Raw genomic sequence first — 404 nt, 5'->3', positions numbered from 1 at the left:
ATGCGGTCGACGACACCAACAGCATCAGCGAGGACGCGCTCTCGCCGGTCAACGGCAATGTGCTGACCAACGACCTGCATGCCAACAACCAGCCGGGCGCCGACACGCCGACGAGCTTCATCAGCTGGGATGGCTCGACGACGGGCGCGCACGGCACCTTCGTGGCCAATCCCGACGGCACCTACACCTATACGCTCAACAACGCCGATCCGGCGGTGCAGGCGCTGGACGCCGGCCAGACGCTGACCGAGACCTTCAACTACACGATGAAGGATGCCGACGGCGAGACCGATACGGCAACGCTGACCATCACCATCAACGGCACCAACGACGTGCCGCAGATCGTCGTCGACCAGGGCAACCCGGCCGGCGCGCATGACCAGGTCTATGAAGCAGGTCTGGCG

The 404-nt window shown here is 64.9% G+C and carries 1 protein-coding gene; it reads left to right on the top strand.

From position 1 onward, the window contains the following. Positions 1-404: VCBS domain-containing protein (locus tag EN932_RS37775; protein WP_206619062.1), on the top strand; the 404-nt coding region annotated here is incomplete at both ends.

Source organism: Mesorhizobium sp. M7A.F.Ca.US.002.01.1.1, assembly GCF_004022955.1.
Lineage (GTDB): Bacteria > Pseudomonadota > Alphaproteobacteria > Rhizobiales > Rhizobiaceae > Mesorhizobium > Mesorhizobium ciceri.
Note: the sequence above shows the minus strand (reverse complement) of the source record. Positions and strands in the feature narration are given on the sequence as shown.